At 57.5% G+C, this 26,421-nt stretch carries 29 protein-coding genes and 1 pseudogene; 18 read left to right on the forward strand and 12 right to left on the reverse strand.

Annotated elements, in window-relative coordinates; translation table 11 throughout:
• Positions 1–16 precede the first annotated feature (16 nt).
• From CUC55_RS18460 to CUC55_RS18475, 5 genes are all read left to right on the forward strand, one after another.
• Positions 17–1,903 carry an ABCB family ABC transporter ATP-binding protein/permease gene (locus tag CUC55_RS18460; protein WP_103088737.1) on the forward strand — a complete coding sequence of 629 codons (1,887 nt, stop codon included), beginning with the start codon at positions 17–19 and terminating at the stop codon, positions 1,901–1,903.
• 191 nt (positions 1,904–2,094) lie between these two features.
• Entirely contained in the window at positions 2,095–2,793 is a 699-nt protein-coding gene (locus CUC55_RS18465) for a phosphatidylserine decarboxylase (RefSeq protein ID WP_067644005.1), read from the forward strand.
• Positions 2,794–2,816: 23 nt separating this feature from the next.
• Positions 2,817–3,674 (forward strand): CDP-diacylglycerol--serine O-phosphatidyltransferase, encoded by an 858-nt coding sequence (gene pssA / locus CUC55_RS18470; protein WP_103088738.1) that lies wholly within the window; start codon positions 2,817–2,819, stop codon positions 3,672–3,674.
• 181 nt (positions 3,675–3,855) lie between these two features.
• On the forward strand, positions 3,856–3,990 hold the full coding sequence (locus CUC55_RS23340) for a hypothetical protein (protein ID WP_280939997.1): 135 nt from the start codon (positions 3,856–3,858) through the stop codon (positions 3,988–3,990).
• A gap of 220 nt (positions 3,991–4,210) precedes the next feature.
• Positions 4,211–4,420: a diguanylate cyclase domain-containing protein gene (locus CUC55_RS18475; RefSeq protein WP_067644011.1), complete on the forward strand. Its 210-nt coding sequence runs from the start codon at positions 4,211–4,213 to the stop codon at positions 4,418–4,420.
• A 10-nt stretch (positions 4,421–4,430) separates the two neighbouring features.
• Here the strand turns inward: CUC55_RS18475 and CUC55_RS18480 are convergent, their stop codons facing one another.
• Together CUC55_RS18480 and CUC55_RS18485 are read right to left on the reverse strand one after the other, a co-directional pair.
• Positions 4,431–5,180 (reverse strand): SOS response-associated peptidase, encoded by a 750-nt coding sequence (locus tag CUC55_RS18480; RefSeq protein WP_067644014.1) that lies wholly within the window; start codon positions 5,178–5,180, stop codon positions 4,431–4,433.
• A gap of 3 nt (positions 5,181–5,183) precedes the next feature.
• Positions 5,184–5,470: pseudogene (locus CUC55_RS18485) on the reverse strand (YnfA family protein).
• A gap of 193 nt (positions 5,471–5,663) precedes the next feature.
• On the opposite strand from CUC55_RS18485, the gene CUC55_RS18490 reads away from it, so the two are divergent.
• The 8 genes from CUC55_RS18490 (at position 5,664) to CUC55_RS18525 (ending at position 10,638) form a co-directional block, all read left to right on the forward strand.
• On the forward strand, positions 5,664–6,083 hold the full coding sequence (locus CUC55_RS18490) for an NUDIX hydrolase (protein WP_067644017.1): 420 nt from the start codon (positions 5,664–5,666) through the stop codon (positions 6,081–6,083).
• 104 nt (positions 6,084–6,187) lie between these two features.
• A complete protein-coding gene (locus tag CUC55_RS18495) occupies positions 6,188–6,571 on the forward strand; it encodes a TIGR02301 family protein (RefSeq protein ID WP_245303801.1) in 384 nt (127 codons plus the stop codon).
• A gap of 104 nt (positions 6,572–6,675) precedes the next feature.
• On the forward strand, positions 6,676–6,933 hold the full coding sequence (locus tag CUC55_RS18500) for a hypothetical protein (RefSeq protein ID WP_103088740.1): 258 nt from the start codon (positions 6,676–6,678) through the stop codon (positions 6,931–6,933).
• A 14-nt stretch (positions 6,934–6,947) separates the two neighbouring features.
• Positions 6,948–7,691: a hypothetical protein gene (locus CUC55_RS18505; RefSeq protein WP_103088741.1), complete on the forward strand. Its 744-nt coding sequence runs from the start codon at positions 6,948–6,950 to the stop codon at positions 7,689–7,691.
• A 72-nt stretch (positions 7,692–7,763) separates the two neighbouring features.
• The gene (ygfZ, locus tag CUC55_RS18510) at positions 7,764–8,612 is read left to right on the forward strand and encodes a CAF17-like 4Fe-4S cluster assembly/insertion protein YgfZ (RefSeq protein ID WP_067644029.1); all 849 of its coding nucleotides are present in this window, start codon (positions 7,764–7,766) and stop codon (positions 8,610–8,612) included.
• A gap of 2 nt (positions 8,613–8,614) precedes the next feature.
• Positions 8,615–9,226, forward strand: a complete 612-nt coding sequence (locus tag CUC55_RS18515) for an HD domain-containing protein (protein WP_082760123.1) — start codon at positions 8,615–8,617, stop codon at positions 9,224–9,226.
• On the forward strand, positions 9,223–9,741 hold the full coding sequence (locus CUC55_RS18520) for a tyrosine phosphatase family protein (protein ID WP_067644031.1): 519 nt from the start codon (positions 9,223–9,225) through the stop codon (positions 9,739–9,741). Before CUC55_RS18515 ends, CUC55_RS18520 begins: the two co-directional genes overlap by 4 nt.
• A gap of 72 nt (positions 9,742–9,813) precedes the next feature.
• On the forward strand, positions 9,814–10,638 hold the full coding sequence (locus CUC55_RS18525) for a mechanosensitive ion channel family protein (RefSeq protein WP_067644034.1): 825 nt from the start codon (positions 9,814–9,816) through the stop codon (positions 10,636–10,638).
• Positions 10,639–10,679: 41 nt separating this feature from the next.
• Here the strand turns inward: CUC55_RS18525 and CUC55_RS18530 are convergent, their stop codons facing one another.
• The 3 genes from CUC55_RS18530 to CUC55_RS18540 form a co-directional block, all read right to left on the reverse strand.
• The gene (locus CUC55_RS18530) at positions 10,680–11,480 is read right to left on the reverse strand and encodes an ABC transporter permease (protein WP_103088742.1); all 801 of its coding nucleotides are present in this window, start codon (positions 11,478–11,480) and stop codon (positions 10,680–10,682) included.
• Positions 11,477–12,265 carry an ABC transporter ATP-binding protein gene (locus tag CUC55_RS18535; RefSeq protein WP_067644040.1) on the reverse strand — a complete coding sequence of 263 codons (789 nt, stop codon included), beginning with the start codon at positions 12,263–12,265 and terminating at the stop codon, positions 11,477–11,479. Before CUC55_RS18535 ends, CUC55_RS18530 begins: the two co-directional genes overlap by 4 nt.
• 177 nt (positions 12,266–12,442) lie before the next feature.
• On the reverse strand, positions 12,443–13,483 hold the full coding sequence (locus CUC55_RS18540) for an ABC transporter substrate-binding protein (RefSeq protein ID WP_103088743.1): 1,041 nt from the start codon (positions 13,481–13,483) through the stop codon (positions 12,443–12,445).
• A 282-nt stretch (positions 13,484–13,765) separates the two neighbouring features.
• Between CUC55_RS18540 and CUC55_RS18545 the strand changes: the two genes are divergently transcribed.
• The 4 genes from CUC55_RS18545 to CUC55_RS18560 all read left to right on the forward strand — a co-directional run bounded on the left by CUC55_RS18545 (position 13,766) and on the right by CUC55_RS18560 (position 19,699).
• A complete protein-coding gene (locus CUC55_RS18545) occupies positions 13,766–15,340 on the forward strand; it encodes a VOC family protein (RefSeq protein ID WP_103088744.1) in 1,575 nt (524 codons plus the stop codon).
• Positions 15,341–15,385: 45 nt separating this feature from the next.
• A complete protein-coding gene (locus CUC55_RS18550; RefSeq protein ID WP_103088745.1) occupies positions 15,386–18,151 on the forward strand; it encodes a DUF2339 domain-containing protein in 2,766 nt (921 codons plus the stop codon).
• Positions 18,152–18,204: 53 nt separating this feature from the next.
• Entirely contained in the window at positions 18,205–18,846 is a 642-nt protein-coding gene (locus CUC55_RS18555) for an HD domain-containing protein (RefSeq protein ID WP_103088746.1), read from the forward strand.
• 7 nt (positions 18,847–18,853) lie between these two features.
• Positions 18,854–19,699 carry an MOSC domain-containing protein gene (locus tag CUC55_RS18560; protein WP_067644286.1) on the forward strand — a complete coding sequence of 282 codons (846 nt, stop codon included), beginning with the start codon at positions 18,854–18,856 and terminating at the stop codon, positions 19,697–19,699.
• Here CUC55_RS18560 and CUC55_RS18565 read toward each other — a convergent pair whose 3' ends face one another.
• The gene (locus CUC55_RS18565; RefSeq protein ID WP_425352866.1) at positions 19,700–20,464 is read right to left on the reverse strand and encodes a class I SAM-dependent methyltransferase; all 765 of its coding nucleotides are present in this window, start codon (positions 20,462–20,464) and stop codon (positions 19,700–19,702) included.
• Between the two features lie 83 nt (positions 20,465–20,547).
• On the opposite strand from CUC55_RS18565, the gene CUC55_RS18570 reads away from it, so the two are divergent.
• Entirely contained in the window at positions 20,548–21,777 is a 1,230-nt protein-coding gene (locus CUC55_RS18570) for an MFS transporter (protein WP_103088748.1), read from the forward strand.
• 9 nt (positions 21,778–21,786) lie between these two features.
• Here the strand turns inward: CUC55_RS18570 and recO are convergent, their stop codons facing one another.
• The 6 genes from recO to lepB all read right to left on the reverse strand — a co-directional run bounded on the left by recO (position 21,787) and on the right by lepB (position 26,344).
• Positions 21,787–22,524, reverse strand: a complete 738-nt coding sequence (gene recO / locus CUC55_RS18575) for a DNA repair protein RecO (RefSeq protein ID WP_103088749.1) — start codon at positions 22,522–22,524, stop codon at positions 21,787–21,789.
• Between the two features lie 70 nt (positions 22,525–22,594).
• Positions 22,595–22,948, reverse strand: coding sequence for a response regulator (locus CUC55_RS18580; protein WP_103088750.1), 354 nt, complete (start codon positions 22,946–22,948; stop codon positions 22,595–22,597).
• Between the two features lie 144 nt (positions 22,949–23,092).
• Complete coding sequence (locus CUC55_RS18585) at positions 23,093–23,845, reverse strand: Crp/Fnr family transcriptional regulator (protein WP_103088751.1); 753 nt, start codon at positions 23,843–23,845, stop codon at positions 23,093–23,095.
• Between the two features lie 77 nt (positions 23,846–23,922).
• Positions 23,923–24,870: a GTPase Era gene (era, locus tag CUC55_RS18590; RefSeq protein WP_067644065.1), complete on the reverse strand. Its 948-nt coding sequence runs from the start codon at positions 24,868–24,870 to the stop codon at positions 23,923–23,925.
• A gap of 11 nt (positions 24,871–24,881) precedes the next feature.
• Positions 24,882–25,601, reverse strand: a complete 720-nt coding sequence (rnc, locus tag CUC55_RS18595; RefSeq protein ID WP_103088752.1) for a ribonuclease III — start codon at positions 25,599–25,601, stop codon at positions 24,882–24,884.
• Positions 25,598–26,344 (reverse strand): signal peptidase I, encoded by a 747-nt coding sequence (gene lepB, locus CUC55_RS18600; RefSeq protein WP_067644071.1) that lies wholly within the window; start codon positions 26,342–26,344, stop codon positions 25,598–25,600. The genes rnc and lepB overlap by 4 nt, the downstream gene beginning before the upstream one ends.
• Positions 26,345–26,421: the final 77 nt, after the last annotated feature.

Here is a 26,421-nt window from a genome sequence, read left to right on the forward strand (position 1 = left end):
GACGCCGGAGCATGTTATGACCGACCAGAAAAAGACGATTTCAGCGGATGCGGGCAACCCGCTGCAGACCATCATCAATCTGTGGCCCTACATGTGGCCGCAGGGCAGACCCGACCTCAAGATGCGTGTGGTCTGGGCAACCGTCTTTCTGATCGTTGCCAAATTCGTGCTGATTTCCGTCCCCTATTTCTTCAAATGGGCAACGGACGCGCTGAACGGCAAGCTGGATATGGCGGGCTTCGTTCCCGTTTTCCTGCTGGGTGCCGTGGCTTTGGTTCTCGCCTATAATCTGACGCGCCTCATTCAGATCGGTCTGAACCAGTTGCGCGATGCGCTGTTTGCCAGCGTCGGCCAACACGCTGTTCGCCAACTGGCTTACAAGACCTTCGTGCACATGCACCGGCTGTCGCTGCGCTTCCATCTGGAGCGCAAGACCGGCGGTCTGTCCCGCGTTATCGAACGCGGCACGAAGGGGATCGAAACCATCGTCCGCTTCACTATTCTTAACACCACACCAACGATCATCGAGTTCCTGCTGACGGCCGTCATCTTCTGGCTGACCTATGGTTTCTGGTATGTCGCGGTGACTGTCGCAACCGTGTGGGCCTATATCTGGTTCACGATAAGGGCCAGCAACTGGCGCATCGGCATTCGCCGCTCCATGAATGACAGCGACACAGATGCCAACACCAAGGCGATCGATTCGTTGCTGAATTTCGAAACCGTCAAATATTTCGGCAACGAGCAGATGGAAGCCAATCGTTTCGATGCCTCCATGGCAAAATATGAGAAATCTGCGACCGCGATCTGGACATCGCTCGGCTGGCTCAACTTCGGCCAGGGCGTGATTTTCGGCATCGGTTCGACGGTGATGATGGTCATGTCGGCGATGGCCGTACAGCGTGGTGAGCAGACCATCGGCGACTTCGNTTTCATCAACGCACTTCTGTTGCAGCTTTCCGTACCGCTCAATTTCATCGGCTTCGTCTACCGGGAAATCCGTCAGGGCCTGACCGATATCGAAGAGATGTTCGACTTGCTGGAAGTGGAGGCGGAAGTCGTGGATGCGCCGGATGCCAAGGAGCTGCACATCGGCACCGGTGCGCTCTGNTTTCGCGATGTACGATTTGCCTATGACCCCGAACGGCCTATTCTCAAGGGCATTTCGTTCGATGTTCCCGCGGGCAAGACGGTGGCCATTGTCGGGCCATCCGGTGCGGGCAAGTCTACGCTGTCGCGCCTCCTCTATCGCTTTTACGATATCCAGAGTGGCTCGATCACTATCGACGGGCAGGACGTTCGCGATGTGACGCAAAAAAGCCTGCGCTCCGTCATCGGCATGGTGCCGCAGGACACGGTACTGTTTAACGATACGCTCGCCTATAACATTCACTACGGGCGGCCGGATGCAACCGAGGCGGACGTGATGGCGGCAGCCGATGCCGCGCAGATCAGCGGCTTCATCGCCAAGCTGCCAAACGGCTTCCAGACCATGGTCGGCGAACGCGGCTTGAAACTTTCCGGCGGCGAGAAGCAGCGTGTTGCCATTGCCCGCACCATTTTGAAGGCACCGCCCATTCTCATTCTCGATGAAGCGACGTCGGCGCTCGATACCCATACCGAACAGGAAATTCAAAGCGCACTGGACGTGGTGTCNAAAAACCGTACCACGCTCGTCATTGCCCACCGGCTTTCCACGGTCATCGGTGCGGATGAAATTATCGTCCTGAAGGACGGCATGATTGCCGAACGCGGCACCCACGCATCGCTCATTGCATCCAGCGGGCTTTATGCCTCCATGTGGAGCCGCCAGCGCGAGGCCATTCAGGCAGAGGAACGGTTGCGCGAAGTGCGCGAGATGGACGATCTGGGCGTCGTGGACCGCGGTGAACCCGCGCATTGACCGGTATAACAGCGCTTGCGCACTGCGACACATTGCTCCGGGCGCTATTTGCCTGTAGTCACCAATGCGTGTTTTGTCGCGTCAGGACATGTATATTGTCGTTGAGTGACTATATGCAGCATGTCGCGCAAAACTGTGCAGCGGNTTTGCGACAATGAGCAACCGACCATAATTTCGGAGAAGAATGATCAATGAATCTGTTCGACACAATTCGCAACACCATCGTGCCAATCCATAAGGAAGGTTATGTTTTTGTTGCCGCCTTTTTCGTGGCATCCCTGGTGCTTGGCTGGATAGCCGAACCGCTTTTCTGGGTGGGTCTGGTTCTGACCGCATGGTGCGCCTACTTCTTCCGCGACCCCGAGCGTGTGACGCCACAGGATGACGATCTCATCATCAGCCCTGCCGATGGTAAGGTTTCTGCCGTGATGACCGTCGTACCGCCGCTGGAACTGGAACTTGGCAAAGAGCCTATGGTTCGTATTTCCGTGTTCATGAACGTGTTCAACTGCCATGTGAACCGCGCACCCGTGCGTGGCCGCATCATCAACGTTGCCTACCGCCCCGGCCTGTTTCTCAACGCCGAAGTCGACAAGGCCTCCGAAGACAATGAGCGCAATGGCCTCGTTATCGAAACAGCACATGGCAAGGTTGGCGTCGTGCAGATCGCAGGCATGGTTGCCCGCCGCATCGTCTGCTGGGTAAAGCCGAACGAGCCCGTCGATGCCGGCGAACGTTTCGGTCTCATCCGTTTCGGCTCACGCCTCGACATCTTCCTGCCGGAAGGTTTCCAGCCGCGCGTTTCCATCGGCCAGACGGCCATTGCCGGTGAAACGGTTCTGGCGGAGTTCGGCTCGGCCAAGGGTCCGCTCGTCAGCCGTCGCGGTTGATCAAACGACAGGGAAGCAGCACCATGGAAACGCCGACGTCCGAAGCAAGCGCCAACGGCAAACCTGAGATCACCAATGACAGCGGACGTGGGCCGCGCTTGCGGGAAATCCCGTTGCGGCTCGTCATTCCCAATCTCGTCACTGTCCTTGCAATTTGTGCAGGTCTGAGCGGCGTTCGCCTCGCCTTCGAANGCCGGTTCGAGCTGGCAGTCGCCATGGTTTTGCTGGCTGCGTTCCTTGATGGTGTCGATGGACGTCTGGCGCGGATGATGAAAGCGACGTCCAAGTTCGGCGCACAAATGGATTCGCTGGCCGATATCGTGAATTTCGGCGTTGCCCCTGCCCTCGTAGTTTACGCGTATCTGTTGGACCAAGCCCGTTCGCTGGGCTGGATCGCCGCCCTCATCTACGTCATCGCGGCTGGTCTTCGCCTGGCACGCTTCAACGTCATGACCGAGCGCGAAGTCAAAGCGCCCTGGCAGAACGAGTTCTTTGTCGGCGTTCCCGCCCCAATGGGTGCCATGCTGGTTCTCTTACCGGTCTATCTCGGCTTCATCGGAATAGAACCCGGCAAGACTTTCGCTTATATTTCGGCGGCTTACACTGTCTTGATCGCCTACTTCCTCATCAGCCGCCTGCCCGTCTGGTCTGGCAAGTCCGAAAGCCGCATCCGCCGTGACCTCGTGCTGCCCGCAATCCTCATCGTCGTGCTTTATGTCGCGCTGTTGATGAGCTTCACATGGGAAGTGCTGGTTCTAACGGTTCTCGCCTATCTGGTCTTTCTGCCGTTCAGCGCCCGTATCTGGCACAAGCGCTATGGCACGCTGACCATCGAGGATGTCCATGATGACCACGGCGGCGGCATGGACCGAGGCNNTTAGTTCACTCGAACAACCGCCAGCTTCATTGCGGCGGTATGATGTCTGTGAGTGAACACGNAATGTCGCAGTCTGTAGTTTTCAATTGATTAAAATTGCCTCGAATTCGTCATGATTTCCTTCGAGAGAGGTTTCCAGGAACGGCGTCAGATCGACGCGTTCAAGGGGAACATCGGAGACAAACATGAGCGAGACACAGAAGACGGAATCGGCGGTGAAGCCAGACCTCAACAGCCATTACAGACCGCTCGGCCTGAAGGCTGTCGCAGCAGCTGCAATGATGCTGACACGCAAGCCCAAGGCACCAAAAGCTGCCTGATTGCCAGCGGTACAGCTTTCGTAAACACCGCGTTCGAGCATTTCGTTACTCGCTCATCTCCAATAGAAACGGCACCTTTTCAGGTGCCTTTTTTGCGTGTTTCTTTCGTCAACGAATGGATAACGCCGTTGAAACTCACGTAAAGGCCTGCTGTTCACGCCGAGTAAAAACTATTGGAAGCCTTTCCACGATTATATTTTCGCGATTCNTTTTTGGATAATTGTTTCTGCCCCATCTGTTGCGTCTGGAAATAGAGCGCAATGGCCAGGCCTTAAGCAGTGCCGATCTGGCACTGACGATTTCCATTGGCGTGGTGGAAGTCGAGAAAGACGGTTCAATCGACCAACACCTGACGGCCGCCGACCAGTTGCTCTATATTGCCAAGGCCAATGGGCGAAACAGCGTCTATTCGAATCTCGAAACGAGATGATCAACCGCAATTAAAACAAAGACAGTTGTACATCGTCTCTCGGCGCGGGAGCCAGCACTTCCGCAACCGGTTCCAGCAGGTCGGGGCCGGTATTTGCGACCTTGTTGACCTTGCCGGACACCGGAATCATCTCGAAAAAGTCCTCGTCTGCGGCTTTCATCAGATCGAGAACGTCGCGAGGCTCCTGCGTCTTGCAATCCAGCCAACGGCTGAAATCCTCTGGCGAAATCACCACCGGCATACGGTCGTGAATGCGCGCGATGGAGCGGTTGGCGGCGGTGGTCAGTATCGCGCCGGTATCCACCTCGGAGCCATCGGCGGAAGACCATGTTTCCATCAAGCCTGCAAATGCGATGATGCCGCCCTTCCTGGGCTTGATGTAAAAAGCCTGCGGTTTTCCGCCCTCTTCCTTCGCCGGTCTGCGCCATTCGTAAAATCCCGTAGCGGGGATGAGAACGCGTCGGTGGCGCATCGCGGCGCGGAAAGAAGCCTTGCCGATGGCCGTTTCAGAGCGGGCGTTGATCAATAGCGGAAATTCCTTGGGGTCTTTTACCCAGCCGGGCATGAAGCCCCAGCGCACCAGCATAGCCTGCCGGTTCGGCAGGTTGCTTCCCGGTTCGGGCTGCGCGCCTTCCACGACAATGAGAATCGGTTGCGTCGGCGCTATGTTGAACCGTGCCGGAAAATTCTCCAACCCGATCAGGTCCAGATAGTCCGCCACCTCTTCCGGGGTCACATTCAATACAAACCGACCGCACATGGCCTAACCCCTCGGTCCGAACAGAATGAGCGAAGCCCCGGCAATGCAGATGACGCCACCCGCCACATCCATATCAACGACGCGACAATATAGATGCCGCCATAAGCCGCATAGGCCCTGCCCGCTGCCTCCGTCGGAACAAGGGTCAACAACCACGCGAAAGCCGCAAGAGCAACCATTCCCGGCACCAGCCAGCCGACGGATTTACCCATGCGCAGCCACGCCCAGAATGCAAAACATCCGGCAATTTCCGCTAAAGCCGCTGCGACATAGATGAGATAGAGTTTCATTTCAATTTACCCGCGAACGTAGATATGGAGTTTGCGATTCCTTCGGCGCATCATATCCGAAGCAATCCAATATTGAATGCCGTGCCTGAAGCCCGCCCCTATTCTCGGTATTTTCCCTACAACGGGAAGATGCCGCCACGTTTCCTGCAAGGTTGAGCGCATAATGGGATGTCTAACCTTATGAGGACACCGCATGCCGCTGCCCCAACCAGCCTCTTCCGCAATCGTCCGCCGGGGCGACCGTTTGCTCCTCGTGCGGCGTATCAACCCGCCATCGCAGAATATGTTTGCATTTCCCGGAGGCAGGGGTGAGCCCGGAGAAACGCCGGAAGAGACGGCCCTTCGTGAACTTCAGGAGGAAACCGGCATTGTTGCGCGTCATCCACAGCTTTTCGCAACATATGATTTGCCGACATTCGACGCAGCAGGTGTGCTGACGAGCCACTTTTTCCTGTCTGTCTTTACCGTGGAAGCGGACGAAGACACGGCTGTGGCGGCGGCGGACGATGCTATCGACGCTGGCTGGTATACGCTCATAGAAATCCGCGCGCTGCCTGCGCCCGACAGCGTTGTGGAATGCGCTGAACGTTTGCTGGGCCAGTTGCAATGCTGAGCAGAATCGCGGCTAGTTGGTGCCAAGTTGTTGAAACGACATGTCGGGTAATGCGTAAACTGATGAAACGACGGATTTTGCTCTCTCTTCTTTGTGGCCTCGGCATGTGCTTGCCGTTGGCGTCGCAGGTTGGCGCGCAGCCGTCCGTAAAGTCAGTGCCGCCGCCAGCGCCGGTCGACAAGCCCGCGCCCTACGATAGCCAGATGGCTCGGCTGTCGGAAATTCTGGGGGCTGTCCAATATCTGCGAACGATCTGTCCGGCGTCCGGTTCGGAAGAATGGCGCAAATCGATGAACGATCTGCTTGCCGCAGATACGGCCAGCGAACCACACCGCAAACAACGCATGACCGCCGCTTTCAATCGCGGTTACCGTACGTTTGCGGCGGTGCACACGGCCTGCACGCCCGCTGCAATCGCAGCAGAAGAGAAATACCGTAACGAAGGCGCAACACTGGCACAAGAAATAGCGTCTAGGTTTGGAAATTAGAGGTTTATTAACCTCTTTTGGCTGCAGGCCGTGCCGNTTTGATAAAAGACTGTTAGAGTTGTTAACAGGGTGGTAACGAGTTGCCTGCCTGTCGAGGATGAAAGATGCAAACAAGCCGTAACGAAATCCACGATATGATCGTGCATGNAAAAATGCAGGTCGCGCTGGAACATCAGAACGAAGCATGGGCCGATGGTATGGCCGATGGCATCGAGCCGGAGATCATCGCCGACGCCGCTATTGCTCTGGCCATGCGCGAAACCATCCGTATGCATGGCGAGGCAGGCGCTGAAGCGATGCTCGAATCGCTGCGCCAGCGCATGCTCGAGGGCGAATTCTCTCCTCTTCGTATCATTCAGTAAGTCGGGGTTCATTCATGTCTTGCTCCAGCAAGAGGCTTTTGCGGTCTTCTGCCGCGCTTTGCTTGATGTTTTCGCTGGCATTCGTCAGCGTTCCCCATAGCGCCTATGCTCTGTCCGAGCTTCGACCAGCGCCGGACGCCGCAAGCGAGAACGAAAAGCCGACAGAAAAGCAGCAGCCGGTCGAGCCTGAAGCAGTAGAAGGCGATTCGGATGGCATTCCCATGCCGGACCCGCTGGTAAACCGCTCATCCGGGCAGCAGGCAGCGCCTGACAAGCCCGACGCGCCGGCGATTTCAACACAGATCGAGCATAACATCAGCAAGGCACCAGAGCCGGTTCGCCGTCTGCGCCAATTGATCATCGACGCTGCCTCCACTGGAGACATTGAAAAACTGCGCCCGCTCGTCAATCCCGGCCCCAATCAGGCGCGTGTGGATGGCGACAGTGGCAATGACCCGATTGCCGCGCTCAAAAGCNTTTCCGGCGATCCAGATGGGCTGGAAGTTCTGGCCATCATCATCGACCTCCTGTCCGTTGGTTACGCGCATGTCGACGTCGGCACGCCTGACGAGATGTATGTCTTCCCCTATTTCGCCGGAAAGTCGCTCACCACCCTGACGACCCCGGAAAAGGTGGAACTGCTGCGCATCATCACCGCTGGCGATCTGGCCGACATGCAGGAATACGGCAATTACAGCNTTTACCGCATCGGCATATCGCCTGACGGCCAGTGGAAGTTCTTTACCGCGGGCGACTAGCCGCTTACGCTTGCCGTAGCGCGTCAAAAACCCTAACTGTTCGGGTGACAACAAACCCGAACGGTAACGCCCATGCCCTCCGCCTATTTACCAGATCGCAGATTCATCCGTATTTCCGGCACCGGAGCCACGGATTTTCTGCAGAACCTGATTACCCCCGATCTCGAATCGCTCCCTGACGGTGAAGCTCGCGCCGGTGCGCTGCTGACACCGCAGGGCAAGATCATGTTCGAATTCCTGATCTGGCGCGATGGCGTTGACTATGTTCTGGAAACCGGCGCAGATCAGCAGGATACCCTGCTTCGCCGCCTGACCATGTACAAGCTGCGCGCACCTGTGGATTTGGCGGTAGGTGACGTTGAGGGTGTGAGCGTATTCTGGGATGAAAGCGGCCCGGAGGGATCCGTCAAGGACAGCCGCTTTGCAAAAGCGGGTATCGACCTTTACCGGGTTCCGGGTTCCGGCGCATCCGGTGAAGCATCCACATATGATGCGTTGCGCATTGCCAACGGTGTGGTCGTGGCAGGCGCCGATTACGCGCTGAACGATGCCTTTCCGCACGATGTGCTGATGGACGTGAATGACGGCGTTTCCTTCCGGAAGGGTTGTTTCGTGGGGCAGGAAGTCGTCTCACGGATGAAGCACCGGGGCACGGCAAGACGGCGTGTGGTGACCGTCACCGCCAGCGCAGACCTGCCAGCAACCGGCACCGAAATCATCGCAGGTGGCAAACCCATCGGCACCCTCGGAACCGTTCTCGGAACAACGGGGCTCGCCATCATCCGCACGGATCGCGCTACCGATGCGATGGCGTCGGGTGCCGACATCACCGCAGGCGGCGTCACCGTTATCGTCACCCTGCCCGCATGGAGTGGCCTCAGCTTTCCCGCCACAGACCCGACAGCGAGCGCGGAGGACTGAGGGTGGCGGCTGCGAAAACTCCGCGTGCGTGGCAACGCATGCTGTCCGGCCGCCGACTGGACCTGCTGGACCCCTCTCCTCTCGATGTCGAGCTTGCCGATATCGCCCACGGCCTTGCGCGCGTGGCACGCTGGAACGGCCAAACCCGCGGCGACCAGGCCTTCTCGGTGGCTCAACACAGCCTGATCGTCGAGACCATTTTCTGCCGCATGGATGCAGGGGCTACGCCCGAGCACATGTTGATGGCGCTGCTGCATGACGCGCCGGAATATGTCATCGGCGATATGATTTCCCCCTTCAAATCGGTGGTGGGTGGCGGATACAAGAGTGTGGAAAAGCGGCTGGAGGCGGCCGTGCATCTGCGTTTCGGCCTGCCGCCGCATGCCAGCCGCGATCTGAAAGACCGCATCAAGAAGGCAGACACGGTGGCGGCTTACTTTGAGGCGACCGAGCTTGCCGGGTTTTCGATGGTGGAGGCGCAGAAGTTTTTCGGACTGCCACGCGGCATCACCAAAGACATGATCGACATCGACCCGATGCCGGCGCTGGAAGCACAACGCCGTTTCGTCGAACGCTTCGAGACCATCGAACTGCTAAGAAAAGAAAAGCCATGAGTGCTATCGTTGTGTCGCCGCTTTCCAGAATTGCGGAAATGGCTGTTCGTCACAAATCACGCGAAATGGTGACGCTGATCGCCAAGGAGCAGGCTTTTCACCGCCCTGCCGTCATCGCTGCCGAGCGCCATCTGACGCTGCAAATGAACGATATTTCCTTCAAGGGCACCGACAAGCTGATCGCACCCGATGACGTGCATGTGCAGCAATTGATCGACTTCGCTCATGGCTGGGATCAATCCGCGCCGCTTTTGGTCCATTGCTGGATGGGCATTTCCCGCTCCCCGGCAGCGGCCGTCATCGTCTCGCTGACGGTCCACCCGGAACAGGACGATGCTGTTCTGGCCGCGCGGCTTCGCAGCGTTTCCCCCTTCGCCACGCCCAACACCCGTATTATTGAAATCGGCGACCGTTTGCTGGGTCGTGGCGGCGCGCTGATCGCGGCGATCAAGACGATAGGGCGCGGTGCGGATACCGATGGCAACGTACCTTTCGTTTTGCCGCTTCAGGCGTGATCGCNAAAAAAGCGGAACTCTGCCGGGTATCGTTCGTTACGAAATTAAACACATTGAACAGAGGCAGTTTTTATGGACCAGCAGGCTACCGATATCCTCGTCGCATCTCAGGCGGCATTGCGCCAGGCAAGCGCACTGATGGTTCAATATTCCTTCTCGATCGTCGGGGCTATCCTTCTCCTTATCGTCGGCTGGATTGCCGCAATGCTGTTGCAGCGCTGGTCCTTTGAGGGTCTTTCGCGCATACGCGGTTTCGATGAAACGCTGGCACGGTTTTTCTCAGGTGCTGTCAGATACATCGTCCTCATCCTCGTCCTGGTCATGGTTCTTGGACAATTCGGCGTACAGACCGCCTCGATTCTGGCCGCGCTCGGTGCAGCCGGTCTGGCCGTTGGTCTGGCACTTCAGGGCACGCTGCAGAATATTGCGGCAGGCATCATGCTGCTGGTTCTGCGTCCTTTCCGCGTCGGCGAATATATCGAAACAAGTGCCGTAACTGGTACGGTCGTTGAAATCGGCCTGTTTGCCACAGAGTTGAAAACCAGCGACGGGCTTTACCGCCTGGCACCGAATTCCACCTTGTGGAACGTGCCGATTACCAATTACAGCCGCTTTCCCACCCGTCGTCACGAGCTGAGTGTGACGGTACCGAAGGGCGAGAGCCTCAAGGAGACGCAGGATATGCTGTTGGACATCGCTCGTTCGGACAGCCGTGTGCTGCTTGACCCGGCACCCACGACGTTCATCGATACCGTCACCAATGACAGTGCGACCCTGACCTTGCGTTACTGGGCGCGCAGCGAAAACTTCTTCGTGACAACGCGTGCGGTGACGAAGTCACTGAAGCTGGCATTCGACGAGAGGGATGCGCAGATCAGCGAACAACCCGCGCAGTAGAACATGCAACAGGAGGCCGATCATGACCGGCCTTTTTGTGATTACTGCCCCATGGTCGAGCGGTGTGCCCAGCCGGTCATGCGTTTTTCGATCCAGGCCATGACCGCGTACATGGCAATGCCTTCCACCGCCAGCATCAGCAGGCCAGCGAACACCAAGGGAACGTTGAACTGGCTTTGGGCTGAGCTCATCATATTGCCAAGGCCGTAATTGGAAGCAACGGTTTCCGAGACGACAGAGCCGACGAAGGCTAGTGTGATGGCGANTTTCAGCGAGCCAAAGAAATAGGGCATGGAGCGCGGAATGCCCACCTTCAGCATGATGTCCATCTTCTTGGCCCCTAGCGCCCGTAGCACATCTTCGGTCTCAGGCTCGATGGTGGCAAGACCGGTGGCGACATTGACGACGATGGGAAAGAAGGAAATTAGAAACGCCGTCAGCACCGCAGGCACGGTGCCAATGCCGAACCAGATGACGAGAATGGGCACCAGCGCAACCTTGGGAACGGCATTGAAACCGATCATCAGCGGGTAGAGCCCGGCATAAATGGTTTTTGACCAGCCGATGAAAAGGCCAATAGCGAGACCTGCAACGACCGCAAGCGCAAAGCCGAGCGTCGTCGTATAAAGCGTTTGTAGCGAATTCTTCCAGATCGGCGACCAGTATTGAATGATGGCCTGCCCGACGCGCACCGGCGATGGCAAAATGGTCTGGGGCATTTTCAGCGCGTAGACCGACAGCTCCCAGAGCAGAAACAACGTCAGCGTATAAAGCCAGGGCGCGGCCTTCACCCAATTGATGCGGTCCATCAGCGGCTTGTTTGGCTGGGCTGAAGCGCTCATGCAGGCACCCTCGCCTGCGCAATTTCACCGTGAAGGCGCTGGACCATGTCGTTGAAGTCCTTCTCATACATGAGATCAAGCTGGCGCGGGCGTGCGAAAGGCACATGATGTTGCGCCAACACCCTGCCCGGCCTCGCGCTCATGACGAAGACCTTGTCAGCCAGGAATGTCGCTTCGCGCAAATCATGCGTCACGAGGATGATGGTGACACCCTGGGCTGCATGCAGATCGCGAATCACGCACCAGAGTTCTTCGCGTGTGAAGGCATCCAGAGCGCCGAAGGGTTCGTCCAGCATCAACAGTTCCGGTTCATGGATCAGCGCACGGCACAGATTGGCGCGTTGCTGCATGCCGCCTGACAATTGCCATGGAAATTTCGAGCCGAAGCCTTTGAGGCCGACGATATCAAGCAGGTGCTCAGCCTTGGCGACATATTCCGCCTTGTTCGCCCGTAGCCTGCGACGGTGCTTTTCAACGATTTCCAGCGGTAGCAGAATGTTTTCCAGCGTCGTGCGCCATGGCAGCATGGTGGGGTTCTGAAACGCCATGCCGACGATCGACACCGGCTTCGTTACCTGGCTGCCAGCAACGATGACGTGGCCCTTTTGCGGAATATGCAGACCGGTAACGAGCTTCATCAAGGTTGACTTGCCGCAACCTGAAGGGCCGACGACGGCGGCGAACTCACCCTTGTCAACGGTCAGATCGAGGCCCGACACGGCAAGTGTTCCGGCAGCGCCACCGTAGCGCATGTCGACACCATCGATTTCGACGAGATGAGGCATGCCTGTTCCTATAGTTCCAATTTTCAGTGCGTTTAGGAGGTGTCGGAAACGTTACCCGATATTCTACGTCATCCTCGGCTCTGAGCCGAGGATCCAACCGTCGAGACAAACGCAACGATTAGTCGGGTCAAGCCCGAGCATGACGAGCGGGGCGGTGTGTGGGCTACCCTTATCCAATCAAGGCAGCATGCGCTCTGTCTTCGGCGGCAGGTAGCTGGCGTCGAAGACCTGTTCAGCCTTCACATTGCCCTTCAATCCAACCGAGACTTTCAGCGTTTCGATGGAAGCTGCCAGACGGGCAGGATCAACCCCGCCCATGCCGTTTTCGATGACATAGGGTGTCTTGATGTTCATGGCATTGGCCATGTTCAGGCGCTGCAATTCGATGTCGGTGTTGAGCGTTTCATTGCGCTTCAAGACCGCTGCTACGCCCTCTTCCGGGTTCTTGACCGAGTCGGCAAAGCCCTTTGCCAGCGCCTTCAGGAAGCCTTTCACGGCTTGCGGGTTTTTCTCTGCGAAATCAGTGTTTACCAACACGGAGTTGCCATAAAGATTCAGACCATGTTCTGCCATCAGAATGGTGGAAATGTCGTCATCCGCAATGCCTTGGGCCTTCAGGTTCAGGATGACCGAAAAGGCAAAGCCGAAAACGGCGTCCACATCGCCTTTCGCCAGCATCGGCTCACGAACCGGAAAGCCGATGGACTGGATGTCGATCTTGCTGTCGTCGATCTTCGCGACCTGCTTGAACGCCTTCCACTGAGCAAAGGCGCCATCCGGCGGCNGCGCGCCGAGCTTCTTGCCTTCCAGGGATTTCGGATCGCCCGTCACACCCAGGGATTTGCGACCGACGACCGCGAATGTCGGACGCTCATAGACCATATAGACGGCCTTCACCTTTTGGGTGGGGTCTTCGTCCAGAAACTTCATGACGGAATTGATGTCACCGAAGCCCATCTGGTAGGNCCCAGTCGCGACACGCGGAATGGCTTCAACCGAGCCGTTGCCGCTGTCAATGGTCACGTCAAGCCCTTCGGCCTTGAAGTAGCCCTTGTCCAGCGCCAGCAGGAAACCGGCAGATGGACCTTCGAATTTCCAGTCCAATGTAAATTTGATGGGTGTTTCCGCGTAGGCTGGCGCTGATGGTATCGAGATACCTGCGAACATACCAAGAGCGGCCATAGCCGCCGTTCTTGCAAACAGCCTACGCTTCAACATCCGATACTCCCCCTGGAGGCANTTTTTATATTGAGGCCATACAACTCAATTTCTTCCGGGATGGCAAGCGCTAATAGCGTANTTTTTGATCACGAAAAAGATATGATTAAATTATAGTCTCATCGCTGCTTTGATGAGCGTTAGAAGGGTGTATTTGAGCAAATCGTCATCATCGTCACGCGATTGTTCACAATGGAGACGCATCGTTCTCAAATCACGGGATTGCGAAAAACCCCGCGCCGAAGGACATAGGATGCAGACAGAGACACGGGAGACAAATTCATGGCATCAGGCCTTGGCATCCACCACATCACCATGATTACCCGCAAGGTGCAGGCCAATGTGGATTTCTACGCGGGCTTTCTCGGCCTGCGGTTGGTCAAGCGGACTGCCGGTTTTGAAGATGCCATGCAGCTTCACCTGATTTACGGCGATCACGCCGCCTCGCCCGGTTCTCTCATGACCTTTCTCGTCTGGGAGGACGGCGCGCGCGGCCGGGTTGGCTATGGCCAGACGCTGGAGGTCTCGCTTGCCATCGACCCCGCCAGCATTGGCTTCTGGCTGACACGGGCACTTTCTGCGGGCATCCGCACCGAAGGTCCGATGGAGGAATTCGGTGAACCCGTCATTCGTCTGAAAGACCCTGACGGCCTTATTCTCAAGCTGGTCGGCACCACCGCCTTCCCTATCGCAACGCCACACGAAGCGCCCGGCATTCCGCTGGAACATGCCATTCGTCGCATCCGTGGTGCGACGATGTTGAGCGAAGTGCCGGAGGAAACCGAGCGCTTTCTGGCGCGGTATTTCGGCTATGAGCGCAACAGCCAGCACGGCGCCATTCGCCGTATGGCGTCAGCAACGGGCGACATCATCGATATCCGGGATGCGACGGGCTTCTGGTCCAGCGCGCCCGGCACCGGCACGGTCGATCACATCGCTTTTCGTGCCGCTGATATGGATGAGTTGAACGAAACGCTTCGGGCGCTGAAATCCCTCAACTCCTCCACCACCAACGCGCATGACCGCAAGTATTTCTCCTCTCTCTACGTCAGAGAACCCGGTGATGTGCTGATCGAAATGGCGACCGATGCGCCTGGCATGACGGTGGATGAACCTTTGGAAACATTGGGAGAGGAACTGTTCATCCCGCCGCTTTTCATGCGCGACGAAGAGGATGTGCGCGTGGCGTTACCGCAGTTTTCGATGCCCGGAGAAGAACGCGTCATCTATCGCGACCTGCCTTTCGTGCACCGGTTCTACACGCCTGCCGAGCCGGATGGCAGCACAATCATTCTGTTGCACGGTTCCGGCGGCAGTGAAACCAGCCTCATGGCTCTAGCTCACAAGGCCAATCCGCATGCGACGCTGCTCGGCGTTCGCGGACGCAGCACGGAAGAAGACATTGCTCGCTGGTTTCGGCGCTTTGCCGATTCGACCTTCGATCAGAAGGACATCGTGGCGGAAGCGGAAGCCTTTGCCGCCTTCATGGATGATGCCCTGCGCGTTTATGATATCGATAAGGCAAAGCTGCGCTTCATCGGCCATTCCAACGGCGCCAATTTCCTCGCCGCCTTCTTTGCGCTTTACCCCGAATTTGCCGCAGATACCCTACNTTTGCGACCAATGCCGGTGCTGACGCACTGGCCGGATGCCGATCTCTCCGGCAAACGCCTGACACTGGCGGCGGGCAAAACGGACCGCTACCGCGACAGAGCCGACGCGTTGAGGGAGCACCTGATCCGCAGCGGCGCCGATGCCGAAGTGACGGTTCTGCCGCTGGGACATGAACTGGGGCTGGACGATGTCGAACTTGCCAAGCGGTGGATAAGTGCGACACCCACAACCGGCCTTGCATAAGCCGTTAGAAAAGGCTTNAAAAACAGGACCATATTCGGGGTTCTTATGACACTGTTCCTGTTTCTGCTTATCGTTGGCTACGTCGTTGCCTTCNTTTACACGTTGAATGCCAGCATCAAAAACTCCAGACGGCTTTTGCTTGTCGAATCGGAGTTGACGAAGCTGAAAGCGCAGATCGCTGCTGGCGGGGTGGTCGCCCTCCCCACGCAGGACGCGCCAGCCGTAGAAGAACAGGAAACTTTGCCCGCAGCGTTCCAGGCTGATGTTGCGCCACACGATGCATCCGAAGAAACCCCGGTTGTTGCCGCACAGGCTGTCCCTGATGAGAAGCTGACGGAAGAAGACGCTGAAACCTTCACGCTTCCAGCAGCCGCTCGTCCGAAGGAAAGCTTCGAGAGCAAGCTCGGCGCACGCTGGGCGGTTTGGGCTGGCGGTCTGGCGCTGGCGCTCGGCGGCATTTTCCTTGTCAAATACTCCATCGAGAGCGGTCTTATCAGCCCTGCCGTCCGCCTTGCCATGGCGGCAATCTTTGGCATCTTGCTGGCCGCGGCCGGCGAAGCGATCCGTCGCAAGGCGGTTCCCGGCATTGCCACCGCATACTCCAACGCGATGATACCGGGGGTATTAACGGCAGCGGGCGCACTGACCCTGTTCGGCGTTACCTATGCCGCCTACGGTATTTACGACTATATCGGCCCCACGACCGCGTTCATCCTTCTGGCGCTGGTCGCCTTCGCAACGTTGGCCCTGTCGCTGTTGCATGGTCAGGCGCTTGCCGGGCTCGGCCTTCTCGGCTCCATGGTCACACCGGCGTTGATTTCCACCGAAAGCCCGAATATCTGGGCGCTGTTCGGCTTTCTTACCGTGTCATGGCTTGCCACAGCGGCTGCCTCCCGTACACAGCGCTGGCACTTCGTTCCCGCACTTGCCAATGTCGGCCTTGGCCTTTGGGCCGTTGGCTACATGATATTTACGCCGGTTATCGAGGCGGAACCCGTCATCGCCAGCCTTGTTGCGATGATTGCCGGTTCGATATGGGTCTGGCCCGGNAAATACCACGGCCAACCCCGCAACCTCAGCACGTATGCGCCCCGTTCGGACAGCTATTTCCCCGCTATCGCGGAATTGCTGAGCAGGCCGCCGTCCAATCTCAACGTAACCCTATCTCTGGCCATCGTGTTACCGGCTCTCGCATTTTCTGTCATAGAAACCGGTGTAACGATGCATCCGGCCTTTGCAATGGCGGTTCTCGTTCTGGGTCTGGCAGCAATGGGTGCGGGGCGCAACCATGCCGTCTGGCCCGCCATCTTCGCATCGCTGGCAGCTCTTGGCTGCGCCAATCTGCTGGCAGGCTTCGGCGTCAATTACCTGCCGACGCTGGGTGATGGTACTACGACGCTGTCCGCCGTCGGTATCAACGATGCGGTGCAGGGACCCGTGACCCGGATCATGGGCATTCTCTTTCTCCTGTTTTCCTTCGAGGCGATACGACGGAAGACATCGAAAGACCCCTCTTTCGGAACTCTCTGGGCCATCATCGGCGCGGTCGTTCCGCTGGGTCTCGGCATCATCAGTTTCGTGGAATTTGGCAATCTTACCCGCGACTGGCTGCATGCGGCCTATGGTTTATCGATCGGCCTGGTGCTGCTGGGTGGCGCCTACCGGCTGGACCTGAAACGGGATGACGCCTTCATCGCGCCCATCAATGTCATGGTTCTCGGCTCCTTCCTGGCTTTCACCTTCACCGTTCACACGCTGACGTCAGGGCTTGCCACCACCCTTCTCATTCCCGTCATTGGCTTTGCCTATGTGCTTGGAGCACAACGCAGTTCCTGGGCGGCATTGCCGTGGACCATGGCGCTGGCCTGCCTTTTCGTACTGGGCCGCATCGCCTGGGAGCCGACCATCGTCGGTCCGCAGAACCTTGGGACGACGCCTGNTTTCAACGCGCTTTTGCCGGGATACGGCGTTCCGGCCCTGCTTGCCATCGCATCCGCATGGTTGCTGCGCGGCTGGCCCGGCGTGCGTGTGCGCAACTTCCTGCAAGCCATTGCCAGCCTCATGGGGCTATTGGCTATCGCCATCCTCGTTCGCCATGCCATGAACGGCGGCGTTCTGTCAGATACCGTGCCGACGCTGGGCGAACAGTCGATCTACACGCTGCTGACCATCGGCATGTCCGGCGTGTTGATGACGCTTGATATGAAAAGCCCAAGCCCGATTTTTCGTTACGGCTCGATGCTAGCGGGCGTCATCGCCATGTTCAATGTGCTGGTGGCGCATTTCTTTGCCCTCAACCCTTACTTTACCGGTGAAAGCACCGGGCCGTGGCCGCTCCTCAATCTGCTGCTGATCGGCTACCTGCTTCCGGCGGTGGCCTATGGCGGTCTGGCCTGGTATGCACGCGGCAAACGCCCTGCGCTTTATGTCACGCTGCTGGCGCTTTCCGGTGCGGCACTCGGCTTTGCGTGGGCAACACTGTCGGTTCGCCGGTTCTGGCAGGGCGAAAACATAGCGGACTGGAAGGGCTTCCTTCAGGGAGAAACCTATAGCTATTCCGTCGTCTGGCTGGCCATTGGCGTGTTGCTGCTCATTCTCGGGTCGCGCTTCAATGCGAAAAGCCTGCGGCTGGCCTCGGCGGCTCTGGTGTTTCTTGCCGTCGCCAAGGCTTTCCTGATCGATATGAGCAATCTGGAAGGCGTGCTACGCGCTTTGTCCTTCATCGGCCTCGGCGTCGTGCTGATCGGCATCGGTCTTTTCTACCAGAAGATTTTGACCGCCCAACCCAAAGCGGAGGAAGCGCAAGGGTAATTGCGCCTGCTTTCCTCGCGTCTTAAAAGCAACGGTCAAGACGGGGGAATCACATGCAGGCAAATGCCTTTGCGCCTTACGAGCAGCTTGCCGAAACGCTGATACCGCATGCGGCTGAAGGTGATGACGGATCGCATGATCTGGCGCATATCCACCGCGTGTTCCGCAATGCCATGCGCATTCACACACAGGAGGGCGGCAATGGCGTGGTGCTGGCAGCAAGTGNTTTGCTGCATGATTGCGTTGCCGTCGNAAAAAATTCGCCGTTGCGAGCACAGGCCTCTAGGCTTGCGGCGGAAAAAGCTTCGGGCATTCTGCGTGATATGGGCTGGAACGATTCGGACATCGAAGCTGTCGCACACGCCATCCTGACCCATAGTTTTTCCGCCAATATCCCGCCTGAAACTCTGGAGGCNAAAATCCTTCAGGATGCGGACCGGCTGGATGCCATCGGCATGGTGGGCGCTGCCCGCTGCTTCTACGTCGCCGGACGTCTGGGGTCAGCACTTTACGATCCCGCCGATCCCCTGGCNAAAAACCGTCCGCTTGACGACCGGCGCTTTGCCATCGACCATTTCGAGAACAAGCTGTTCAAACTGACGGAAGGTTTCCAGACAGAAACCGGACGACAGATCGCCGAAACGCGGCACGAACGGTTGCAGCAGGTGCTCGACCTGTTTCTGGATGAGATATGAGGCCATGATGCGCATTACCGAACTCAACATCTACCCACTGAAAAGCGCTCGTGGCATTTCGCTGGCCGAGAGCCAAATCAGCGCCGAGGGCCTGCCCGGCGACCGACGCGCCATGCTGGTCGATCCCGCCGGGCGCTTCATCACCCAGCGCGAGTTGCCACAAATCGCCACGCTCACGGTGAAAACCGGGCAAGAAGGCCTCCATCTTTCCATCGATGGCAAGGGGCATCTAATCGCCACGCCCTCTGACACGCGCATCGATGCAACGGTGTGGAACTCCATCGTCAGCAGCGCCGTGGCAACCGATGACGTCAATGCGGCGCTGTCCAGCTGGTTTGGCCGGGATATGAAGCTGGTCTTCTTCGATGAGCAGTCCAGCCGCACGGCAAATCTCGAATGGACCAGCAACGACACGCCTGTCACTTTCGCAGATGGATATCAGATCCTCGTCACCACCACCGCATCGCTGACTGCACTCAACGAAAACATGGCCGCCAACGGTGAAGACAGTGTCGGCATGGAGCGCTTTCGCCCCAATATCGTGCTGGAAACCGATGATCCCTGGGCCGAGGACCGCTGGGCGGCAATTGCCATCAACGGCATCCGCTTCGATCTCGTCAAACCCTGCGCGCGCTGTATCATGACCACCCAGGACCAAAAAACCGGCTCCCGCGAAGGCCCATCCCCCATGAAAGCCATGGGCCGCCTGCGCATGTCCGCCGACCGCCGCGTACCCGGACCGCTATTCGGATGGAACGTGACCCCGCGCGGCCAGGGATCGATCGCGGTGGGGGACGTTGCGACGATTGTCGAGGAACGCCCGGAAGGCTGGGCGTTCAAGAGGCGCGGCTGATCAGGGCTTTCTGGCTGCCACGATCAGGAAGATCGGGCNGCGATTTTCGTTTGCCATGTCCGGTCGCTCCGCAATCAAGGCCGCATCGGCCTTGGGTTCGGCCAGTTTTTCAATCGCGAAACCAGCGGCGATCAGCCCGTTGACGATACTCGACACCGTCCGATGATACTTGACGATATCATCCGCCATCCAGTTGGAATGGCGCTCGCCCTCCTGTTGGTAGTTGTCCAGCGGCCAGTGCAACACCTCGCCGTCTTTCCCGTAGTACCAGTCCTGCTTTTCCAGCGCCGTGAACACCGGATGCTCGATGGAAAAGACAAAAGCGCTCTGCGGTTTGAGCACGTCGAAGATTGTCTTGAAGCTTTCCTCGAGGTCCCGCACGTAATGCAGAGCAAGCGAGCTGAGGACGATATCGAAACTCTCTGATGGAAAGCCGATATCCTCTATGGCCCCAAGCCGGTATTCGATATTTGGTCCACCGTTGATCTCTGCTGCGCGCTCCAGCATGTTCTCCGACAGATCGACGCCGACCACCCGGCTTGCTCCTTCCGTCATGGCATAGCGACAGTGCCAGCCAAAACCGCACCCCAGGTCCAGAACTTCCTTGCCTTCGAAGGACGGCAGCATCGCGCGCAGCTCATGCCACTCCCCTGCCTGCTCCAATCCTCCGGTAGAGCGCGGCATCGCGCTGTAGCGGGAGAAGAAACCCGGATCGTCATAGATGTTCTGTTTCATCGCGCATTCTCCAACATCAACATTGCTCATCAATAGCCTTGATATAGGGGTCAAGAAAAGTCGTTGGTGAAACACTTCGGCAAAATGTAAACTTCATTTCCTGTCTGGAGATAATGCCCTTGTCCCGTATCGCCGCCTCTTCCACCAACCCGATGCCGTGGCTCATCATAACGACTGGTTCGCTGATTGCGGTTTTGACCTTTGGTCCCCGTTCGGCGATGGGCTTCTTTCAGCTACCGATGCTGGCCGATACGGGTTGGGATCGCTCCACCTTCGGTTTTGCTATGGCGCTGCAGAACCTTTTCTGGGGGCTGGGACAACCGTTTTTCGGGGCGCTGGCTGACAAATACGGGACTGGGCGAGTGCTGGTACTCTCAGGCCTGGTCTATGCTGCAGGGCTTGTCTGCATGTCGATCGGCACTTCACCCTTGTGGCTACATATTGGCGGCGGCGTGCTCGTCGGGCTTGGCATCGCTGCGGGTTCCTTCAGTGTGATTCTCTCGGCTTTTGCGCGTCACGTCACGCCGGATCAACGCTCCATGGCGTTCGGTATCGGCACGGCTGCCGGGTCTGCGGGCATGTTCATCTTTGCACCCATCAGCCAGGGATTGATCACCAACTATGGATGGTCTGACAGCCTCGTCTGGCTAGCGGCGATGATGTTGCTTGTGCCACTGCTGGCATGGCCGTTGCGCGGCAACTCCTCATCCGGCACACAATCTCAGGCTCAGTTTCAGCAGACGGCAGGACAAGCATTAAAAGAAGCGCTGGGACACAAAAGCTATCTGCTGCTGGCGACGGGCTTTCTGGTCTGCGGCTTTCAGGTGGCATTTATCACTGCGCANTTTCCGGCGTATCTCGGCGATATTGGTATCGAGCCACGCTATGCTGTCATCGCCATGGCCCTGATCGGTTTCTTCAATATTGCCGGATCGCTGGCAGCAGGTTTTATTGCCCAGCGATATTCCAAGCCCTATCTTCTGGCATATATCTATATCGGTCGTTCGATTGCCGTTACCGCATTTCTGCTTTTGCCGCAGTCGCCACTATCGGTCATTANTTTCGCGGCTGTGATGGGTATTCTCTGGCTTTCCACCGTGCCACCGACAAATGGCCTTGTCGCCATCATGTTCGGCACACGCCATCTCGGCATGCTCGGCGGCGTGGTGTTTCTGTCGCACCAGATCGGCTCGTTCCTCGGCGTCTGGCTGGGGGGCTTTCTTTACGACAAGCTTGGCTCCTACGACATAGTGTGGTGGCTGGGCGTTGCCATGGGACTTTTTGCCGCCGTGGTGCATTGGCCGATTGAGGAACGGGCGGTCGTCAGGCCAGCAATAGCATAGAAACGGTCGTCAGCCGGCCTTGTCCAACGCCTTCAATGCCGCCTGAACGAAACCATCACGCGTGGAATTCTCGTTAAGGCCTCGCGGTTCGTACACGTGTCGATTGAGNAAATATGCTGTCAGGCGAAAGGCCGCGGCGAGGCTTTCGCTGTTTGCTGCCTTGGAATGCTCATCGCTTAAAAACTCCGGCAGCGCCAGCATCCTGTCAGCATAGGGTGCACCCGCAGTGCGGCACACCGCCCTGCCGGTTTTTGGCGAAACATAGACCAGATCGTTGCGCAATCCGGTTGCTGCGCATTCCTTCAGATCCAGCCCGAAGCCAAGATCATCCAGCACGGCAAGCTCAAAGCGCACGAACAGTTCACCCGCATCGGCAGGATCGGAGAGATTGTCGAGGATGACATCGAGGGCTTCGAAAAGATGGGGGTGCGGATCGCGTTCCGGCAAAAGGCGCAACAGGGCGGCCATGGCCTGCACGCCGTAAACGGCGGTCGCGGTTTCCATCAGCTGACCAGCCCTCAATTGCAAAGGTTCTATCCGGTATTCGCCCAAGTGATCGTCCAGTCGCGCACGCCAGATGACATCCACCCTGTTTCCCGGCTGAAGCACGGGCTGCATGCTGCGTGAGCGCCCCGCGCGGACGAGGCCGAGATAGCGCCCGCGCGTGCGCGTCATCAACTCGGCGATAACACTTGTTTCGCCGTGACGCTTTACGCCAAGAATGATTGCATCGTCCTGCCACTGCATGGGATTGTTTTGCTCATATGCCGATTCACGCCCGACTATATCAGGTGCGGTGCAGGAGCGCTTGGTTTCGTTATGCCATGATTTTCGTAACGAATGCTCGCAACTCCAGCTCGCCAAACGGCTTGTCCAGAAGGTGGCAGTCAGCGAAATCCGGAGGAAAGCCGCTGGTATCTCCATACCCGCTGACGAAGCCGAACGGTATCGAATATTCTCTCAAATGACGTGCAAGCTCATAGCTCATGCCATCCGAAAGGCTGACGTCAAGCAGCACGCAGTCAGGTTTCGCCTTCAGAAGGACTTCCTTGGCCTGAAACAAGGTGGTGGCGATATCGATGGNTTTTACGCCCATGGATTGAAGAGAGCTTTCGACATCCATGGCAACCAGATACTCGTCCTCTACGATGAGAACCCGTTGAGGCAACATATTTTATCTTTCTCTGGCCACGCATGGCGTGGCNAAAAAATCCGTGAACATTCACGGAACCAATTCCTATGACATCGCAGATCACTCTGCCTACGTCATTTNAAAAAGACATATCAAAAAGGAACGGATTTACATCAGGTTTTTCTAAATAAACGGCCTGGAATTGCGGAAATCCGGTTCCCAGCCGGCTGTTTGCGCCAAGGCTGCATCATCCAGCACGATACAGCCTTTGTCAGTCCAGCGAATCAATTCCCGGTCTGCGAGCTTGCGCAACGTCTTGTTGGTGTGAACGATGGACAGTCCGAGTGTATCTGCGACGTGCTGCTGTGTGACCGGTATAGGACCATTCNTTTCCAGAAGCCCTACCCTGACAGCCTTGTTGTAAAGAAAAACCAGAAGATAGGCAGCCCGCTCCAATGCCGTGCGTCGTCCGATGCTGAGCAAGTGATCGTCCAGCATGCGTTCTTCGCTGGCCGCGATCCAGGTGATGTCATAGGCAAGCGAGGGATGGTCGCCGAAAAGGCTGTTCAGTCGTCCGCGCTCGAAAACGCAAAGCGTGATGGGAGACAAAGCCTCGACGGAGTGCTGCATTTCACCCATCACCGTACCCTGCAAGCCTACGAGATCGCCCGGCATGAGATAGTTGAGGATCTGGCGGCGACCGTCTTCCAGTGTTTTGTAGCGAAAGCCCCAACCTTGCNAAATCGTATAGAGATGGGCGCTGTGAGAGCCTTCCATCAACACGATCGCGCCCGGCTCCACGGAAAGCTCACCGGTTTTGAAGCGGGAGACGAAATCCAGCTCCGTGGGCGTGAAGTCACGGAAATATTTGAGGCCGCGCAAAGGACACTGCTCGCAGGGCGTAGTCGACATTCCGTTTGGCTTTTTGGGCGACATGATGATCCATAAACAACGAAATCAATAAGGCTATCAGAGCATTCACCCGGAAACCGAACCGGCTCCGCCGTGGACAATCAGTTCCGCGGAAACTCGAGACCCATTTCACGGAAACGTTCCGGGTCATCACCCCAATTCTCGCGCACCTTCACAAACAGGATGAGGTGTACGGTCTGTTCGAGAATTGCCGAAAGTTCCTTGCGCGAAGATGACGAGATGGCCTTGATGGCATCGCCGTTTTTGCCAAGAGCGATCTTCTTCTGGCTTTCGCGCTCGACATAGATGACCTGCTCGATGCGCACCGAGCCATCCTTGCGCTCTTCCCACGTTTCCGTTTCGACGTGGGATGCGTAGGGAAGCTCCTGGTGCAGCCGCAGAAACAGCTTTTCGCGGGTGATTTCAGCAGCGAGCTGGCGCATGGGCAGATCGGAAATCTGATCTTCCGGATAATACCAAGGACCCTCCGGCAACTCGTCTGACAGATAGTTCATCAGGTCGTCGCAACCCGAACCATTGGTCGCAGAAATCATGAAGGTGCGGTCGAAATTGACGATCTCGTTTGCAGCAGACGCCAGCTTCAGCAAATCCTCACGCTGGACCTGATCGATCTTGTTCAGGCAGAGAATTTTCGTCTGCTTCACATCCTTCAGGCCTTCGAGGATGGTCTGTGCATCGCCCTTGAGGCCGCGCTCGCTGTCGATCAGCAGGAGAATGATGTCGGCGTCCTTGGCACCACCCCATGCGGACGTGACCATGGCGCGGTCCAAACGGCGGCGGGGCTTGAAGATGCCGGGCGTGTCCATGAACACGATCTGGGCGTTGTTGTGGATCGCGATGCCGCGCATCACGGCGCGCGTCGTCTGCACCTTGTGGCTAACGATGGAAACCTTGGCGCCAACGAGGTGGTTCACCAGGGTCGACTTGCCCGCATTTGTCGGGCCGATCAGCGCAACGAAGCCGGAATGGGTCGGTCTGGTTGCAACGGTTTCTTCTGACGGCGTCGCGTCAATCTCATGCTCGGTCATNGGGTATCCAATCAGTTTGCGGCAGAGGATTTCTGCCAAACGCCTTCGCGTTCCAATAATTTCGTCGCAGCAACCTGCTCGGCAGCGCGTTTGGAGCGATCAACGCCCGTTTCCGGCTTCACGCCGGGCACTTCCACCGTCACCGTGAAGCTTGGATCGTGATCCGGTCCGGTGCGGTCGTCAATCCTGTAAAGGGGCGTGGCTGCGAATTTCGCATGCGCCCATTCCTGCAGTTCGGTCTTTGCGTCACGGCGTCCAGCATCGACGCTGGTGGCACGCTTGTTCCAGTATTTCAAAATGAAGGCGCGTGCTGCCTCCAGACCACCATCGATGTAAATGGCGGCGATGAGGCTTTCCACCACATCGGCGCGCACGTTCAGCATAGCCTTGCCGGTCAGTTTCTTGACGTCGGCACCGGTGCGAATGAACAGATGCAGACCCATCTCATCGGCAATAGCTGCGCAGGACTCGGCGCTGACCAACTGGTTCAGACGCACGGAAAGCTCGCCCTCGGTGGCGTTGCGGAACGTGGTGAACAACAGTTCGGCAACGCACAGGCCCAGCACGCGGTCGCCGAGAAATTCCAGCCGTTCGTAATTTCCGGTTTTGNCAGCGCTNGCACTTGCATGGGTCAAGGCCCGGTCGAGCCGGGCCTTTTCCTTGAATTCATATCCGATAAGGGCTTCCAGACGGCCGATTTCCTCCGCCGAAAGCGACTTGACCTTGCTCATTTCACGCCCTTGAACAGGCGGTCCCAGCGCATATTGGCGGGCCAATCCCAGACTCGGCTGAATGGCGTATCGTTGCCAAGCGAGAAGAAGATGACGCTTGCGCGGCCAATCAGATTTTCAGCAGGCACGAAACCAACGTCGAAGCGGCTGTCCAGCGAATTGTCGCGGTTGTCGCCCATCATGAAGTAGTGACCTTCGGGGACCAGAAACTCGCGCGTATTGTCACCACGGGAGTCAGGGGACTGGTCGAGCGTGTCGAACGTCACGCCATTATCGAATGTTTCGCGGAAAACCGGAACGTTTGCGCCCGGATCAGCACGATAGTCAGACGTGAATGCGCCGTCTGCCTGCTTCGGAACTGGAGCACCGTTGATGAACAGCACGCCGTTTGTGACCTGAATGCGGTCGCCCGGCAGACCGACAAGGCGCTTGATGTAGTCAACATCGGGATTTGGCGGCAGGCGGAACACCACCACGTCGCCACGCTTTGGCTCGCTGAACTGCAAAATGCGTCCGGAGAAAAGATCAGGCGAAAACGGCAGCGAATATTTCGAATAGCCGTAGGAGAACTTGTTGACGAACAGGTAGTCACCCACCAGCAGCGTCGGCATCATGGAGCCGGACGGGATGGTAAAAGGCTGGAAAAGGACGGTGCGGATGACCATTGCCAGGAGCAACGCCTGCACGATGACCTTGACGTTTTCCCAGAGGGCGCTTTGCTTCTTTTCAGCTTTTTCGGACACTTAAGACCTGCCTGCTCGTTCTTCATTTTCGACGGACTTCTCTAGAACCTTTCAAGGGTAAAGGGAAGCGTTTCCAT

Source organism: Agrobacterium bohemicum (assembly GCF_002896715.1).
In the GTDB taxonomy this organism is placed as follows: Bacteria; Pseudomonadota; Alphaproteobacteria; order Rhizobiales; family Rhizobiaceae; genus Agrobacterium; species Agrobacterium bohemicum.